Origin of the sequence: Streptomyces sp. NPDC088261 (genome assembly GCF_044740805.1) — a bacterium.
In the GTDB taxonomy this organism is placed as follows: domain Bacteria; phylum Actinomycetota; class Actinomycetes; order Streptomycetales; family Streptomycetaceae; genus Streptomyces.
The window spans coordinates 94,332-109,643 of the sequence record NZ_JBIURL010000017.1; the positions used below are offsets into that span (position 1 = coordinate 94,332).

General features: G+C 73.4%; 13 protein-coding genes. 7 read left to right on the forward strand and 6 right to left on the reverse strand.

The window, feature by feature from the left end; translation table 11 throughout:
• The first annotated feature begins 18 nt into the window (after positions 1–18).
• Together ACIODU_RS27590 and ACIODU_RS27595 are read left to right on the forward strand one after the other, a co-directional pair.
• Positions 19–1,773 carry an SMI1/KNR4 family protein gene (locus ACIODU_RS27590; RefSeq protein ID WP_401770703.1) on the forward strand — a complete coding sequence of 585 codons (1,755 nt, stop codon included), beginning with the start codon at positions 19–21 and terminating at the stop codon, positions 1,771–1,773.
• The gene (locus ACIODU_RS27595) at positions 1,770–2,345 is read left to right on the forward strand and encodes a GNAT family N-acetyltransferase (protein ID WP_401770706.1); all 576 of its coding nucleotides are present in this window, start codon (positions 1,770–1,772) and stop codon (positions 2,343–2,345) included. Before ACIODU_RS27590 ends, ACIODU_RS27595 begins: the two co-directional genes overlap by 4 nt.
• A 646-nt stretch (positions 2,346–2,991) precedes the next feature.
• Here ACIODU_RS27595 and ACIODU_RS27600 read toward each other — a convergent pair.
• The 3 genes from ACIODU_RS27600 to ACIODU_RS27610 form a co-directional block, all read right to left on the reverse strand.
• A complete protein-coding gene (locus ACIODU_RS27600) occupies positions 2,992–3,777 on the reverse strand; it encodes an SDR family NAD(P)-dependent oxidoreductase (protein ID WP_401770709.1) in 786 nt (261 codons plus the stop codon).
• A gap of 50 nt (positions 3,778–3,827) precedes the next feature.
• Positions 3,828–5,111: an RNA polymerase subunit sigma-70 gene (locus ACIODU_RS27605; protein WP_401770711.1), complete on the reverse strand. Its 1,284-nt coding sequence runs from the start codon at positions 5,109–5,111 to the stop codon at positions 3,828–3,830.
• A gap of 249 nt (positions 5,112–5,360) precedes the next feature.
• Positions 5,361–5,636, reverse strand: a complete 276-nt coding sequence (locus ACIODU_RS27610) for a hypothetical protein (RefSeq protein ID WP_356430301.1) — start codon at positions 5,634–5,636, stop codon at positions 5,361–5,363.
• Between the two features lie 376 nt (positions 5,637–6,012).
• On the opposite strand from ACIODU_RS27610, the gene ACIODU_RS27615 reads away from it, so the two are divergent.
• Positions 6,013–6,690, forward strand: a complete 678-nt coding sequence (locus tag ACIODU_RS27615; protein WP_401770714.1) for a hypothetical protein — start codon at positions 6,013–6,015, stop codon at positions 6,688–6,690.
• A gap of 73 nt (positions 6,691–6,763) precedes the next feature.
• Here the strand turns inward: ACIODU_RS27615 and ACIODU_RS27620 are convergent, their stop codons facing one another.
• On the reverse strand, positions 6,764–7,678 hold the full coding sequence (locus ACIODU_RS27620) for a Gfo/Idh/MocA family protein (protein WP_401770717.1): 915 nt from the start codon (positions 7,676–7,678) through the stop codon (positions 6,764–6,766).
• A gap of 181 nt (positions 7,679–7,859) precedes the next feature.
• Here ACIODU_RS27620 and ACIODU_RS27625 point away from each other — a divergent pair, with 181 nt between their 5' ends.
• From ACIODU_RS27625 to ACIODU_RS27640, 4 genes are all read left to right on the forward strand, one after another.
• Complete coding sequence (locus tag ACIODU_RS27625) at positions 7,860–9,428, forward strand: hypothetical protein (RefSeq protein ID WP_401770719.1); 1,569 nt, start codon at positions 7,860–7,862, stop codon at positions 9,426–9,428.
• Entirely contained in the window at positions 9,425–10,687 is a 1,263-nt protein-coding gene (locus ACIODU_RS27630) for an ARPP-2 domain-containing protein (RefSeq protein ID WP_401770721.1), read from the forward strand. The genes ACIODU_RS27625 and ACIODU_RS27630 overlap by 4 nt, the downstream gene beginning before the upstream one ends.
• Positions 10,688–10,786: 99 nt before the next feature.
• A complete protein-coding gene (gene glnII / locus ACIODU_RS27635) occupies positions 10,787–11,806 on the forward strand; it encodes a glutamine synthetase (RefSeq protein WP_161307831.1) in 1,020 nt (339 codons plus the stop codon).
• A 441-nt stretch (positions 11,807–12,247) separates the two neighbouring features.
• Positions 12,248–12,886: a winged helix-turn-helix domain-containing protein gene (locus ACIODU_RS27640; RefSeq protein WP_356430316.1), complete on the forward strand. Its 639-nt coding sequence runs from the start codon at positions 12,248–12,250 to the stop codon at positions 12,884–12,886.
• 100 nt (positions 12,887–12,986) lie between these two features.
• Here the strand turns inward: ACIODU_RS27640 and ACIODU_RS27645 are convergent, their stop codons facing one another.
• Together ACIODU_RS27645 and ACIODU_RS27650 are read right to left on the reverse strand one after the other, a co-directional pair.
• A complete protein-coding gene (locus tag ACIODU_RS27645) occupies positions 12,987–14,525 on the reverse strand; it encodes a PepSY-associated TM helix domain-containing protein (protein WP_401770725.1) in 1,539 nt (512 codons plus the stop codon).
• Between the two features lie 72 nt (positions 14,526–14,597).
• Complete coding sequence (locus ACIODU_RS27650; RefSeq protein WP_401770727.1) at positions 14,598–15,311, reverse strand: hypothetical protein; 714 nt, start codon at positions 15,309–15,311, stop codon at positions 14,598–14,600.
• Between the last annotated feature and the right edge of the window lies 1 nt (position 15,312).

Here is a 15,312-nt window from a genome sequence, read left to right on the forward strand (position 1 = left end):
CGCTGGCACCATGACCGCATGAAGATCTACAACTGGCGTCCGTTCCTGGACCGGTGGAGTGCGGACTGGATCGACTCACCCGGCGTGGAGGGGCGCGAGGACGCGGCCGAGGAGATCGTCCGGGACCGCTGGCTCGGGTTCGCGCCGGCCGGCGACGAGCGGATCGCCGCCCTGGAGGAGCGGCTGGGTGCGGAGTTGCCGCCGTCCTACCGGTCCTTCCTCGCGGTGACGGACGGGTGGCGGCCGGCCGGGACGGCCGTGGGGTTGCTGGGGACGGTGGACGGGGTCCACTGGCACAAGGGCGCCGAGCTCCAGGAGTGGTACGAGAGCGCGCTGGACGAGGAGTCGTCCGACGACGAGGTTCTACGGGCCGGGATGCGGGGGCGTGCGCTCCGGCTGTCCGTCGCGTCGGACGGCACCGACCTGCTGCTGGACCCGGGTGACGTGGACGCGGACGGTGAGTGGGCCGCGTACCTCCACCGGGCGGGATCGGGTGAACTCCCGGTCCGTTACGCGTCGTTCCTCGACCTCATGCAGGCGCTCTTCCGGGACTTCCACCGGAGCAACGCGGGGCCGGAGTTCGTCAACGCGACCACGCGCGAACTCGACACGGCGGTGGAGGAGGCGAGGGTGGCGTGTCTGGCGGGCGACGACATCGACGCGCGGCTCGATGTGTTCGAGGACGCGGCGGAGCACGGCCGGCCGGGGGCGGCCGGGTTCCGGGACGAGCTGACGGCCCTGCTGGACGGCCGGCCCGGGGGCGGTGAGGGGGGCGGGCTGCTGCCGTACGAGCCGGAGGGGCCGTTCCGCCGGGCAGTCGACACCGCACGGGAGCAGGCCCGTTGGGGCGACACCGACGGAGCGTGGCGCACGCTCGCGACGGCGGTGGGCACGTGGGAGCCGTACGGCAGCGAGCGGATCGCCCCGGTCGGGCTGCTCGCCGATCCGATCCTGGGGCCGGTGATCACTCCGGAGCGGGGGCGGTACCTGCTGGAGACGCCGCGCGGGGGCGGGCAGGGCGGCGGGGAGGCTCGGGGGCCGGGTGGTGGGCAGGGTGATGGGCAGAGTCGTGGCGAGTGGGACGCGGCCGGGCTGGTGTCCCGGGAGGTCGGGCTGAGCTGGCTCGCCGACCACGTGGAGCAGCCCGGGGACTACCGTTTTGTCCTCGTCCGCGACGTGTCGCCGGAGGAGGTGGCGGCACGGGTCGGCGAGGGGCCGCTGCTCCCGCCGAGCGACGAAGCGGATGTCCAGGGGCGGCCGTTCGGCCCCGACGGCCGGCCGCCGGTGGTGGTACGGGTGGGGTCGGCCGGGGAGGGCTGGAGTTTCGCGTACGGGACGGTCCTGGAGCCCTTCGCGTCGGGCCGGTTGAACGATCCGGGCGAGCGGGCCTCACGCGGCACCGAGGCGGTCACCATATGGGTCGAGCGGGGCGACACCTCGGCGGGGCGGCCGGGCGTCTTCTACCTCTCGTGCGCGGAGGACGGGCGGCGCGTGTACGGATTCGCCGTGCGGGGGGACGAGATCGAGGAGTGGGGGGAGGTTCCCGAGGCCCTCGATCCGGAGGAGCTGTTCCCGGGCGCGGAGGTGCCGGAGGGGTACGAGGAGCCCGGGGCGCCCGAGGAGGGGCCGGCGCCGGTCGCGCTCGACGTGGACGACGAGTACGAGGCGCTCGACGCGGTGACGGAGACCTTCGGCGTCGCACTGCCCCAACTCGCCTTGCGGCGGGGGCGGTTGCACGCGGTCGCGACCGGGCCCTGGATCGCTGCCCGATGACGACCACGCTGCGGCCGGAGCCGATCGAGACGGAACGCCTCACGCTGGTACCCCTGCGGGTCGAGCACGCGCGGGAGATGGCGGTGGTGCTCTCCGACCCCGCTCTGCACGGCTTCATCGGCGGGACCCCGGAGACGGAGGCGGAACTGCGGGTGCGCTACACGCGGATGGTCGGGGGGTCCCCGGATCCGGAGGTGTCGTGGTGCAACTGGGTGCTGGGTCTCCGTACGGAGGGGGTGGAGGACGGCGGCAAGTGGCGGGGCGGCGAGGGCACGCTGGCCGGGACCGTGCAGGCCACGGTCACGTCGGCCGGCCCCGGCAGCACCCCCGGTCAGGGCGCCGTCGCCGAGATCGCCTGGGTGGTGGGAACCCCCTGGCAGGGCCACGGGCTCGCGTCCGAGGCCGCGCGAGGGCTCGTACGGTGGCTGGAGGCGCGAGGGGTCGGCACGGTCATCGCGCACATCCACCCGGAGCACGGCGCCTCGGCCGCCGTGGCCCGCGCATGCGGTCTGACACCGACCGACAGGTGGCACGACGGGGAGGTCCGCTGGCAACGGCGTCTCAACGGATGACCATGGGGGCCGGGCTACTGGTCCCTGGGCGCTGGGCGGAGGCTTCTGCCTGGGGACAGGGCGCCCTTCGGCGGAGGCGTTGCTGGGGCCGCCGCTGAACCCCGCTGACACGGCGGTGACTCGGCGGACGACGGACGTCGGGCCCCCGGCCCGGGTGGGGACGGTGGCCACGGTACGACTCATCGCCGCGACCTTCGCCGAGGACGGCGGCGCCGCGCCGTACTGAACACGGACCGGGCTGCGCCACGCTCTCACGGGCCCGGGCAGCGCGCCTGACGTCGCGGCGGGCTGCCGGGGCGCGTCGGAGATCTTGGCGTGGGTGGCCGATATGCCAAGCCGATGTCGGCTCCTTCAGCCCGCCGCATGGTGGTGTCGGCACGACGAGTCGGCGGGCGGACGGCTGACGTCGGCCGGCATCCGCCCGTGACCGTGACGAGCGCTTCGAACGAAGCACCGGGGCGACCCCCGGGTCGGTGAGGCGGCGGAGGCCATCGCGCCCGGCCCCCAGGGGGCGGTCCGCGTCGGGCCCCGGAGCCGGGCTGCCCCGACGCCGGGAAGCAGGCCGTGCCCAGCTCACGCGAAGGGGTCCGCCCAGGCCCCGAAGGCGCGGGGCGGGGCGCGTCCCCGGAGTGTCGGGCAGCCGGGGTCAGCTCGGGAACATGCCTGCCGTCGCGTTGATCCACGTGCCCGTGATCGCCGCGGCCGCGTCCGAGGACAGGAATGTCGCCAGGGCCGCGATGTCCGCGACCCGAGGGGAGCGCCTCGTCATGCGCAGGGTGTCCAGGTGAGCGACGACTCCGGCCACCGCTGCCTCGTCCATGGGCGGGGCGCCCGCCGCCGACAGCTTCTCGGGCGTCAGGGAGTCCGCCACCCCCGCCGTCCAGATGCCGCACACCCGGACGCCCGACGGGCCCGCCTCCTGCGCCAGTTGGCGGATCAGCGCGTCGATCGCGCCGTCGGCCGCGGCCGTGCCGCCCATCATCGGGCTGCCGTTGGCGGACCCGCTGTTCAGCGACAGGATCACGCCCGACCCCTGCGCCGTCATCCGGCGGGCCGCGGCGCGCGCGGTGATGAACTGGCAGGCGATGCCCCGTACCACCGGCCTCGTGTAGTCCTCCACGGACATCTCCGTGAGAGGCACCCCCTGGAGGTCCCCGCGCGGGACGAGGTTGACGGAGATGTCGATCCGGCCCGCCCGTTCGACCACCGACGCCGCGTGTGCCTCCACCGCTTCCTCGTCCTGCGCGTCGAGGACGTCGTACGCGGCGCCGGCCGCCGCGGCGGCCTTCCGCAGCGTGGACTCCGTACGGCCCGCGAGGAACACTCGCGCCCCGGCCTCCGCGTACGCCTGGGCGATGCCCGACCCCAGCGAACCCGCCCCGCCGTAGATGACCGCGATCTTGTCCTTCAGCATCGGCTGCGTGGTCTGCATGGTTTCCGCGTCCTTCCCTCGTCCGGGCGGGGCGCCGTTCGCGCCGCCCTTCACCCCGTAGGACGCGGCGGAGCGGAAAACTCATCGCTTCCCGGCAGCGTCATCGGCAGGCCGAACGACGCGAACAGGTGCGGTTCGAACGTCGTGATCTCCGCGATCCCGCCACCCGCCACCCGCAGGACGTCGATCACCTGCGCCCGGTGGACGCTGGTGCCGGGCCGCCGCAGGTAACCGGCCACCGCCAGTTGCCCGTTGGCGTGCACCGGGACGTGCCGCCAGTGGCCGGCGTACAGGGGTGAGGCCGGGTCCAGGTTCGGCCGTACGAACGCGAACAGCGCGTCCCTGGTGGTGAACCAGAACGGGTTCGGCGGCATCGTGAGCACCGCGTCCTCCCGTACCAGCGCGACCATCGCGTCGATGTCGGCCCGCGCGGACGCGTCCATGTAGCGCTCCAGCAGCGCCACGTCCTCGGCGGTCGGTTCGGCCGCCGACCAGTCCTCGCGCCGTTCGGGCAGCGCCGCCCTCAGCGCGGACCTGCCCCGCTGGACGGCGCTGTTCGCCGAGGCCAGGCTCGAACCCAGCAGGTCGGCGGTCTCCTGGGCCGACCACCCCGCGACATCGCGCAGGATCACCGCCGCGCGCTGCCGCGCGGGAAGCCGCTGGATCGCCGTCAGGAAGAGCAGTTCCAGGGTCTCGCTGGCGACGGCCTGGATGTCCGGCTCGTGCTGCGGCGCGGGGGTGTCGGGCAACTGGTCGTCGGGGAACGGCTGGAGCCACGGCAGCCGGGGCGGTGGCGGCCCGTCGCCGGAATCGAGGCCCGGGACGGGGTCGTACGTCGTCGGGCGCCGGTGGTGCTTGCGGAGGAAGTCGAGGCACACGTGGGTGGCGATCTTGTAGAGCCAGGCCCGGGGGTGCTCGATCGCGCCGCTCGTCTCCCAGGCGCGCCAGGCGCGCAGGAACGCCTCCTGCGTCAGGTCCTCCGCCTCGTCGTACGAGCCGAGCAGCCGGTAGCAGTGCGCGCGCAACTCACGCCGGTACTCCTCGGTGAGGGCGGTGAAGGCGGCTTCGCCGTGATCCGTCCCGCCGAGAGGATTCGTCACGCCGGGTAAATTCGTCACATCGAGCGGTGTGACGTTTTGCGTGTCGTCCGTGACGCCGGCGCCGGTCGTGGTGGTGGTCCCGTCGTCCCCCGCCCCCGCCAGGCGCGCCAGCCGCCGCAGCCGGGCGAACTGTGCCGACACCGCCTCCACGTCCGCCCGGAACGCGGGCGCGGGGGTCAGTCGCAACTGCCGCAGCCGTCCGCCGATCCCGGCGATCAGCTCCTCGACCGGCAATCCGTCCGGCTGCCGCCGCTCGCGGTAGGCGCGTTGGCGGCAGGCCTGCGAGCAGTACGACGCCGTCCGCCCCGGCCGCCCACCCGTCGCGATCGGCCGACCGCACGTCCGACACTGCCCCGTTCCCGAACCCGTTTCCGTCCCTCTTCCCATCCCCAACCCCATCCCCGTCCCCCTGGTCACGGCTACGACACCGGGACGCCGGACGCCGGAAACCATCCCGTACGCCCGGCGCCCCGGCCCGCTCCCCTACGCGATCAGCGCGCGCACCATCCGGCACGTCGTGTCGGACGGCGGGTGGATGCCGATCCTGGCCGCCGTACTCCTTATCCTGCGGTTGCCGGCGTTCGCCGGGTGGTACACGCCCGAGTCCAGCAGGGCGATGGCGAGGCGCATGGCCTTCAGGCGGCGGTTGTGGGTCTCGTACCACTCACGCGGCTGTCCCGCGGGCAGTGGCTTGCGCTCTGGCGTCGGCTGGATCCGGATCGTTTTTGTAGTAATTGTCGTGACTGTGGCAACGGCCATCGGCGACCTCCCGGCACGGTGGTGGAACCCTCACGAACTCCCTCAATTCTACCGCCCCCCACTGACAATCGGGCCTGGCCAGAGGCGGTTTGGCGAAGAGACGGGCGGTGAAGGAGAGGGGCGCGGTGCGGGATGGGCCGGTAGTCGGGGACGCGAGCCCGCGCCGGTGGAGTTACGCGGGGGTCCTCGACGCGTTGTGGCGCGTCTTGCCGTCGGGGTGAGACTGCTGTCGCGGGCCGGAGGGAGCCAACCGACCTGCGGAAAGGAGAAGTTGATGTTCCCGTCATTGAGCGGAACCGCCGGGGCGCCCGTATCCCAGGGCACACGGAACCCCAGCCGGTCCGCCGTGCGCGGCCGGGAACAGGAGCCCCCACACGTGTCCCGCAAGAAGACGCTCAGCCGTAAGAAGAAGATCAGCCTGCTCGTCGGGGCGGCAGCCCTGGTCGGCGGTACGGCGGTGGTGATGACCGGTACGAGCCAGGCGTCCGTCGCCTGTGACGGGTTCGCGACGGCCCTCGGCAACAACGAGGAGTTCATCGCCGGGCAGCGGTCGGCGCCCGACGCGCAGTCCGAGGCGCGGATCGCCAACCGGGTGGCGGTCATCGAGCAGATCAAGGCGCAGCAGAAGGCGTCCGGTTGCACGGTCGGCGAGGGCAGTAAGGGAGTGGTCGCCGCCGGTGGTGCGGCGCAGAAGCCCCCGGTCGCCAAGCCCCCGGTCGTGAAGACTCCGCCCGCGACGACGGCTCCGGTCAACACCCCGCCCGCGCAGCAGCAGCCCGCCCCCGGTGGGGCCACCAACGGTGCAGGGCAGGTCGTCTGCCCCGGCTCGACCGTCACTCTCTTCAACGAGGAGGGCGCCCCAGGCGCCTCCAGCGGTCAGTTCCCGGTCGGTACGACACTCCGCGTGACCAACCTCGACAACTCCAAGTCGACCACGGTGAAGGTCACTTCGACCTCGGCGAGCTGTGTCCTGCTGAACAACGCCGCGTTCGAGCAGGTCCGCGAGCCGGGCAAGTTCCTGATCCGCAAGGCCCGGATCGAGCGGATCGGCTGAGGGGGGAAGCGGGACCCTGCGGCGGTACGGGTACGGGTACGGGTTCGAGGCCCCGTACCCGTACCCCCCGCCCCTACTTCCCCGCCGCCGCCACCCGCTCCTCGGCCTCCGCCAGGATCTCGGTCAGCCGCAGTCCGAACCGCACGTCGCACGCGTGCGGCAGCCCCGAGCGGACCGACGCCAGCAGCGCGTCGACCGCCGCCCCGAAGGAACCGATCGGGTCGCCCCACTCCTCCGGCAGCGACGCGATGCCGTGCTCCCCGTTCACGACGAACCCCGTGCCCGACCCCTTAGACGGCGCGCTCAGGCTCAGCGCGGCGGTGCTCGTCGCGCCGGACGTGTGCCGCAGGACGAGGTGGGTGAGGTCGGGCTCGCCCCGTACCGCCGTCACCTCGGTGACGTCACCGAGCAGCGGGATCAGCACGGACAGCGCGTGCGGGCCGACGTCCCACAGCCCGCCCTTCTCGCGGCGCCACGGCGAGTCCGCGAACGGGCTGCTCTCCGCGCTCGGCCCGTACAGCGAGCCCAGCCAGTGCGCGTGGGCCGTGAACCAACCGCCCGTGGCGACCTGGTCGTCGATCCAGGCCGAGGTCACGGGCGAGAAGCGCAGCGTGCAGAAGACCACCGACGCGACGTTCGCGGCCGCGGCGGCGTCCGCCACGGCGCGGGCGCCCTCGACGGTCGTCGCGACCGGCTTGTCCATGATCAGGTGGCAGCCGGCGGCCGCGGCCCGCACCGCGAGCGGCGCCTGGACGTCCGGCGGCAGGGCGAAGGCGATGGCGTCGCTCTCGGCGAAGAGCGCGTCTATGCCCGCCTCGCCGGAGTGCGCGGTGGTGTCGTGGGCGGCGGCGAGGGCCGCGGCCGCCTCGGGGCGCCGCCCCCAGACACCGCTGAATTCGAGGCCGGAGTGGGCGGCCAGGGCCGGGGCGTGCGTGCGCTCCGCCCAGGGGCCGGCGCCGAGGAGTCCGATACGTGGTGGCTTGCTCATGGCGCTCAGTGTGCACCGGGCGTGCGACGGGGGCGCGGCCAGGGCGGAAACGCGCCTTGGCCGGAAAATTCCGTGGCCGCCGCGGTGGGGGTCGGTGTTACGTTGCACGGGCCGGCCGCGGGCCTCCGGCGCGACTTCCGGGACTTGCCTCTTAAGCAAACATTTCGCTGTTCGCGCCTCCATGCCCCGGCCGGCATCCGACGGCACGCACCGGGGGGACACCGTGGCCGAGACCTTCGCGGATCTGATCGCGGCCGAGGACGTGCTGCTGTTCGTGAACGCGGCCGTGACGGCGACGGGCCAGCGGGAGTTCCGGTCCGACGCGCACGCGCAGCGGCTGTCGCTGGACTTCCTGCATGAGTACGTGTGCGTCAACTACCGGCCCCTGTACGCGGCCGCGCTCGCGCTCGACATCAACGACCACAACGCGGCGCGGATCATCGAGACGCTGCTGCGCGGCGCCGGTGGGGCGGGCGCGGAGGAGAAGCGGGTGGAGGGGCGGCTGATCGCCCGGCGGCTGGCGGTGCTGCCGCCGCAGCGGGTCTACCGGCTGTTCCGCGCGCTGCGCGCGGCCCGGGTCAACAACCGCCGTACGCGCGCGATCCTGCGCGACTGGCTGGCCGCGCGGCCGGATCTGGGGCACGACGCGGTGAAGTACCGGCGGGGTCTGAAGACGGCCGCGCGGCACGCCCATCTTCCGCTCGGGGCGGGCACGGGGCGCGAGAAGGAGACGCCCGGTGAGGTCGGTGACTTCCTCTTCGCGCCCGGCCGGCGCACGAAGTACCGGCATCCGCTGCTCGACGCGCACCGCCGCGCCCACTACGAGCAGGGAGCGCTGTACGAGCTGCCGTTCACCGTCGCCGAGGGGTTCGCGGGCCGGCACGGCGTGGGCCGGGAGGCGCTCGTGGAGCGGATCGCGCCCCGGATGACCCGGCTGGAGCGGCTGCGGACCCAGGGGTCCACGGGCGTGGGGCCGGAGCGGACGGATCAGCGGACGGATCTGACCGTCATGCCGCTGACCCGGCTGGCGCTGTACGTCCTGTCGCTGCCCGTGGACGAGCGGGTACGGCGCCGGGCGGAGCTCACGAAGGCGCTGCGGGCGGCGGCGCGCCGCACGGCGGGGCCGTACCGGGGGACGTGGGGGCGGGTCGCCGCCGTACTGGACGACAGCTATTCGTCGTCCGGTTCGGGCAAGAAGCGCCGCCGCCCGCTGGGTACCGCCCTGGCCTGCCACTTCCTCTTGGAGTCCCTGGCGGCGCCGGGCGCGTACACCGCGTGGTGGACCTCGGGGGCGGCGGATCCGCTGCTGGTACGGCCCTGGGGCCCGACCCCGCTCGGTACCCGGATCCTCGACGCCCTGGAGCACGCCCCCGAGCGGCTGGTGATCGTCTCGGACGGGTGGGACAACGCGCCGCCCGGGCTGGCGGGCGAGGTGCTGCGGGTGTGGCGGTCGCGGCTCGACCGGGAGGGGCGGACGAGCGTGGTTCATCTCAACCCCGTATACGACACGGATGGTTTTGACGTACGCCGGCTCGCACCGGGCGTGCCGACGGCGGGGATCAGGGACGCGGAGGATCTGCCGGCGCTGGTGGAGATCGCGCAGTTCGCGGAGGGGCGCACGGGCATGGCGGAGCTGCGGGAGTACCTGGACCGGCGGGTGTCGCTCTTCGTGGAGGACGATCCGTTCTGTTACGTCCCGGGTGAGCCCGTGGGTGGAGCGGACGCGCCCGCGCGGGAGGGACGGCGGTGACCCGGCTCGACCTGACCGGGCTGACCACACGCCCCGCGCAGGTGTGGGGCGGCATCCGGCTCGTCCCGCTGGTGCGCGCGGAGCCGATGCCCGGACTGCGGCTGCACGCGGAGATCTACGCGGGGCTGGGCGCGGTCGCGCTCGACGACGGCACGGAGTACCTGTCGTACGTCCCGCACGGCTTTGTCGCGGACTGGTCCGGGGAGGAGACGGAACCGGGAGCGGGACAGAGACAGGGACAAGGCCAGGGACCGGGACGGGGCGACGGGCAGAAGGCCGGGCAACGCGCCTCCTACGGGACCCAGTTGGGCGCCGGGCGGCCCGACACCGTGACAGTCCACCGCCACCACCGCATGGTGAAGCGCCGCAGACCCGGCAAGGGCCTGTCCGGCGGCGCCGCCCCGACCCGCTGCCGCTTCCTGCCGCTCCACCTGGCCCTGGAGGGCTATCTGGCGCTGCACTTCGGCGGTCCCTCGGTCGCCTGGGAGGAGTGGTCGCGGCAGGCGGTACGGCAGGGGTTCTCGCCCCGCGAGGAGGAGGCGTACCTGGGACTCGACGTCCGGGGACTGGCCGACGCGCTGCGGGTCTTCGAGATCCATCCCGGCCAGTGCGGGGTGCTCGTCCACACGGCCGACTCCCTCGCCGCCGCCTTCGTCGTACCGCATCCGGACGACTACCGCGCGCTGCACCCGAGCCTGCTCCAGGACCTGTACGGCGAACTGGTCCACCAGTACGCCCACTTCGGCCCGCCCGTCGCGGAGTTCGAGGCACGGATCTCCGACCGGTACGTGACGACGCTCGCCGATCTACGGGCCCGCGCGGTGGCGCAGGAGCGGCTGTGGAGCGAGACCCACGAGGCCGTCCTGGCGCGGAAGTTGCTGACGGAGTCGTACGCCTCCGAGCGGGTCTACCGGATGGGCCCGTACGAACTGCGCCGCTTCCTGCCGCCGTTCCGGCGCGGCGGCGCGGAGCAGCACATCGGTGAGCTGATCACGGACCACAAGGGGCGCACGGCGTACCTGAAGACGTTCCGGCTGTCCGACGCGCAGATCAGGCGCGGTCATCTGCTGAGCGTGCTGGCCGCGCACGACTGGCGGCTGGACGGGACGGCGGCGGCGCTGGGCACCACGTACGAGGAGCTGGTGCGCCGGATCCGCGCCGCCGGGTTCGCGCCCCTGCTGAACGAGCACGTGGTCGCGCGGAGGATGCGGGGGACGCGGGGGACGCCGGGGACACGGGGTATCGCCGAAACAAAATAAACCTGAGTAACACGCAGTTCATGAATGGGCAACAACCGGGACATGACTGATTGCGACGCTTCTGGCCACAACTGCTGCACCCGCAAAGGATGAGGCCCCGTGACCTTCAAGGCTGAGTACATCTGGATCGACGGAACCGAGCCGACCGCGAAGCTCCGCTCGAAGACGAAGATCCTGGACGACGGTGCCGAGCTGCCCATCTGGGGCTTCGACGGATCGAGCACCAACCAGGCGGAGGGCCACGCCTCCGACCGTGTGCTCAAGCCGGTCTTCTCCTGCCCGGACCCGATCCGCGGCGGGGACGACGTCCTCGTCATGTGCGAGGTCCTGAACATCGACATGACGCCGCACGAGTCCAACACCCGGGCGCAGCTGACCGAGGTCGCGGAGAAGTTCGCGGGCCAGGAGCCGATCTTCGGCATCGAGCAGGAGTACACCTTCTTCAAGGGCGCGCGCCCGCTGGGCTTCCCCGAGGGCGGCTTCCCGGCGGCGCAGGGCGGCTACTACTGCGGTGTCGGCGCGGACGAGATCTTCGGCCGTGACATCGTCGAGGCGCACCTGGACAACTGCCTCAAGGCGGGTCTGGGCATCTCCGGCATCAACGCCGAGGTCATGCCGGGCCAGTGGGAGTTCCAGGTCGGCCCGCTGTCGCCGCTGGAGGTCTCGGACCAGCTGTGGCTGGCGCGCTGGCTGCTCTACCGCACCGCCGAGGACTTCAACGTCTCGGCGACGCTCGACCCGAAGCCGGTGAAGGGCGACTGGAACGGCGCGGGCGCGCACACCAACTTCTCGACGAAGGCCATGCGCGAGACGTACGAGGCGATCATCACGGCCGCCGAGTCGCTGGGCGAGGGCTCGAAGCCGCTCGACCACGTCAAGAACTACGGCGCGGGCATCGACGAGCGCCTGACCGGTCTGCACGAGACCGCCCCGTGGAACGAGTACAGCTACGGCGTCTCGGACCGCGGCGCGTCCGTCCGCATCCCGTGGCAGGTCGAGAAGGACGGCAAGGGGTACATCGAGGACCGCCGTCCGAACGCGAACGTCGACCCGTACGTGGTCACGCGCCTGATCGTGGACACCTGCTGCACCGCGCTGGAGAAGGCCGGACAGGTCTGACCGGCCCGCATCACAACGGGACCACACAGCTGAGGGGCGACCGCCGGGCAGGCGGCCGCCCCTCACGCATGGGGCCGCAAGCCCTCCGGGAAGCGTCCGGGAGGCGACTTCCGGGCCGCCGGAACGCGACGTCCGCGCCACCGGGAGGTGCCGCGCGACCCGTCCCGCGCCCGGCGTGCGCGTAGTCGAGTGAAAAGGGTCTGCTGCCCCGGACAGCTATCTGCTTCAATGGGGGCATGGCCAGCTTCCAGCACACCGCGACGGGTCGCATCGACCTGGAGCCGTTCTGGCCGTCCCGGCAGCATCACGATTTCGACCGGGTGTGTTGTCGCGCGAAGAACGCGCCGGCCCTCTAAAGCTTCCTTTCTGGCCTTCGGCCGCCGCGCATGACGTACGTCCTGTCGACACGACGACTCCTTCGCGCGAAAGAGCTGACCTCTCATGGCGAACCCCCGTTCCTTCTCCACGGCGACCGCCGCCGCCCCGCTCAACCAGAAGCCGCCCGCCCCCGGCCGTCACCGGCTGCGGGCCGTCGACCGTGACGAGACCGTCCCGGCCGCCTTCCCCGCCGCCGTCACCGCCGGGCAGGCCGTGGACTTCCTGCCGCCGGGGGCGACCTGGCTGCCCGCGCCGCAGCACACCCTGCCCTCCCTGCCGGGCCAGCCGCCGATGGTCGGCTACCTGGTGCTCGTCCCGGCCGACCAGCACGCGGCCGCCCTGGCCGCCTCCGTGCCGTACCTCGCCGCCGATCCCGCCGAGCGGGCGGCCCGGGGCGCCGCGCCCGGCGCGGAGAGCCCCGGCGGTCCGGTACGGATCGACAGCGTCCAGCGCACGGCCCTGGTGGACGGCGAGCAGCTGGACCTGACGTACCTGGAGTTCGAACTGCTCGCGCATCTGGTGGCGCACCCCCACCGGGTCCACACCCGCGACCAGCTGGTCACGACGGTCTGGGGCTACGGACACGTGGGCGACGGCAGGACCGTCGACGTCCATGTGGCGCGGCTGCGCCGGAAGCTGGGCGCCGAGCACCGCCACACCATCCAGACGGTACGGCGGGTCGGGTACAAGTACGCCCCCTGAGCCCACCGGGCCCCCGGCCCCGTGAGCCGCCGGCCACGACGCGCACCGGCACGAGGACGCACCGGGACCCTGACGGGCCGGTGCGTCCTCGCTTCGTGTCTCAGACCGTCTCCTTCGGGCCCTGCCTCGTCCGCGCGCGGGCCGACAGTCCCAGCGCGCCGTCCAGCAGCAGGAACGCGAGCAGGCTGATCCCCAGCAGCGGGACGAACCAGCCGACCACCGCCGTCACCGCCGCCAGCGGCAGCAGCACCTTCAGGGGCACCTTCCGCCAGGCGCCGCGCGCCATGGGCCGGCCGACGCCCGTCCGCCGCTCCTGGGTGGGCCTGCGCTGCCACCACATGCGGTAGCCCCAGAGGATGACCAGGATCAGCGACAGGGCGAGGGCGGCGAGGGCCAGCTGGTTCACGAGCCCGAGGAAGACCCCCATGTGGGCGTCGATGCCGAAGCGGGTGAGCTGGGCGAGCACGGGGTAGTCCGCGAAGCGCAGCTCGTCGATGACCATGCCGTCGGCCGGGTCGACCGCGACCGAGTCGAGCCGGACCGGGAACTGGGTGTCCGTCTGTGCGACGACGTACCCGTTCCCCTCCGTCGGCAGGGTCACCTGGAGCGGTCCGTCGAGGCCGGCCTGGCGGGCGGCGACCACGGCCAGGTCCACGCCGACGTCCATGCCCTCCATGCCCGGCATGTCGTCCGTCATGCCCGGCATGTCCTCGTGTCCCTCGTGGCCGCCGCCCGTGGAGCCCGTACCGCCGTCGAGGGTGGCCGAGACGGAGGGGGTGGAGCCGCCGAGCTGGTCCTGGATCTCGCCTATGTTCGCCCCCGCGTACGTCGACCAGGTCAGGCCCGTCGCGGAGAGCAGGACCAGCCCGGTCACGGCCCACAGGCCGAGCGAGCCGTGCAGGGTGAGCGTCCTGCGCCGGCCCGTGGCCCCGCTCTCGGGGAGGAACAGGGCGCGCTTCGAGGTACGCCTGCGGGCGAGCCACAGGACCAGCCCGCCGAGGGCCACGACCCAGAGCCAGCTCGCGGCCAGTTCGCTGTAGAGGCGGCCCGGTTCGCCCAGGTGGAGATGACGGTGCAGCTCGGAGAGCCAGGTGCGCAGCGGGAGGGCGCCCGAGCTGCCGTAGCTGGCCAGCTGCCCCCGTACCTCCGCGGTGTACGGATCCACGAAGACCGCGAGGGACTTGCCCTCGCCGACCTCGGGGGTGGACATCAGGACGCGGGTGGTGGCGCCGTCCTCGGACGAGGGGCGTACGGACGTCACCTTGCCGTCCGGGTGGGCGGTACGGGCCGCGTTGACCTGGGTGGAGAGCGGGAGGACGCGGTCGCCGACCGGGACGCGCAGCTCGTGGCGGTAGACCACCTTCTCCGCCTGGAACGAGAGCGAGTAGAGGAGGCCGCTGACGGCGGCGACGAGCAGGAACGGGGCGATGAGCACGCCCGCGTAGAAGTGCAGGCGCAGGACGAGCGGGCGCAGCGAACTCCACGCGGACGGGGTGCCGGTGGGGGTGCCGGTGGTCGTGGCGGTGCCGGCGGTGCCGGTGTCGGTGGGGGTGGCCGCCGGGTCGGTCAGGGTGTCGGAGACGGGGGCGTCGGTGCCCTTGATGGGGTCCGCGTCCTTGAGGGGATCGTCAATGGCCATGACTGTCCTAGGTGTGGGCGTGGGCAGGGGGGAAGCGGCCCCGGTGCCGGCCGGCGTCGGACAGTGAGGACGTCAGACAGTGAGGACGAGCGCGGCTCCCGGGTCCGTGGTGCGAGCGGTACGCACGACGGGCGGACCGCGCCGGGACAGGCTGTGCGCGAGGACCACGCCGCGGAAGCGGCGCGGGGCGGGGGCGCCCGGGGCGAGCGGGGCCGGCCGGGGTACGGCGGGCAGGCGGGCCGGGGTGAGCGGCAGCCGGAGCGGGACGAGGGCGAGGGCGCCGAGCGTCCGCGCGAGCTGGAAGAGCGCGGCCTCGCCCCGGGCGAGCCAGAGGGCGCAGACGGCGGCGGCGAGCACGTGCGCGGCGATCATCGCGACCGGGGTGTCGGCGACGGCCCCGAGCGCGGGCTCGGCCGCACCGCCCGCCCCCATGTCCATGCCGGGGCGCCCGCCCATGCCGAGCCCGGCGCGCGCCCCGGCCCCCGTCCCGGTCATGGAGTGCCGGTCGTGCGAGGCCGGGGACGGCCCGTACGGCAGCACCCCCGCGAAGAGCAGATGCAGCGTGCCCTGAACCGTGAGCAGCCCGGCGCCGAGGGAACGGAACCCCCGGCGGCGGCCGCCAGCGAGCCAGGCGACGCCTCCGGTCGTCCCGAAGGCGGTCAACAGCGCCCCGAACGGGATCTCGTGCCCGGACGTGTACAAATGCCCCAGCGCGGCCAGCGTCACACACACCGCCGCGAAGGCCGCGGCCCGCAGGGCGCGCATCGGCGACCGGGCATCTGTCATG

What these genes read in the sequence shown, in the direction of transcription:
- ACIODU_RS27590 (WP_401770703.1), top strand. Translation starts at nt 19, where the DNA reads ATGAAGATCTACAACTGGCGTCCGTTCCTGGACCGGTGGAGTGCGGAC.
- ACIODU_RS27595 (WP_401770706.1), top strand. Translation starts at nt 1,770, where the DNA reads ATGACGACCACGCTGCGGCCGGAGCCGATCGAGACGGAACGCCTCACG.
- ACIODU_RS27600 (WP_401770709.1), bottom strand. Translation starts at nt 3,777, where the DNA reads ATGCAGACCACGCAGCCGATGCTGAAGGACAAGATCGCGGTCATCTAC.
- ACIODU_RS27610 (WP_356430301.1), bottom strand. Translation starts at nt 5,636, where the DNA reads ATGGCCGTTGCCACAGTCACGACAATTACTACAAAAACGATCCGGATC.
- ACIODU_RS27620 (WP_401770717.1), bottom strand. Translation starts at nt 7,678, where the DNA reads ATGAGCAAGCCACCACGTATCGGACTCCTCGGCGCCGGCCCCTGGGCG.
- ACIODU_RS27625 (WP_401770719.1), top strand. Translation starts at nt 7,860, where the DNA reads ATGCCCCGGCCGGCATCCGACGGCACGCACCGGGGGGACACCGTGGCC.
- ACIODU_RS27640 (WP_356430316.1), top strand. Translation starts at nt 12,248, where the DNA reads ATGGCGAACCCCCGTTCCTTCTCCACGGCGACCGCCGCCGCCCCGCTC.
- ACIODU_RS27645 (WP_401770725.1), bottom strand. Translation starts at nt 14,525, where the DNA reads ATGGCCATTGACGATCCCCTCAAGGACGCGGACCCCATCAAGGGCACC.
- ACIODU_RS27650 (WP_401770727.1), bottom strand. Translation starts at nt 15,311, where the DNA reads ATGACAGATGCCCGGTCGCCGATGCGCGCCCTGCGGGCCGCGGCCTTC.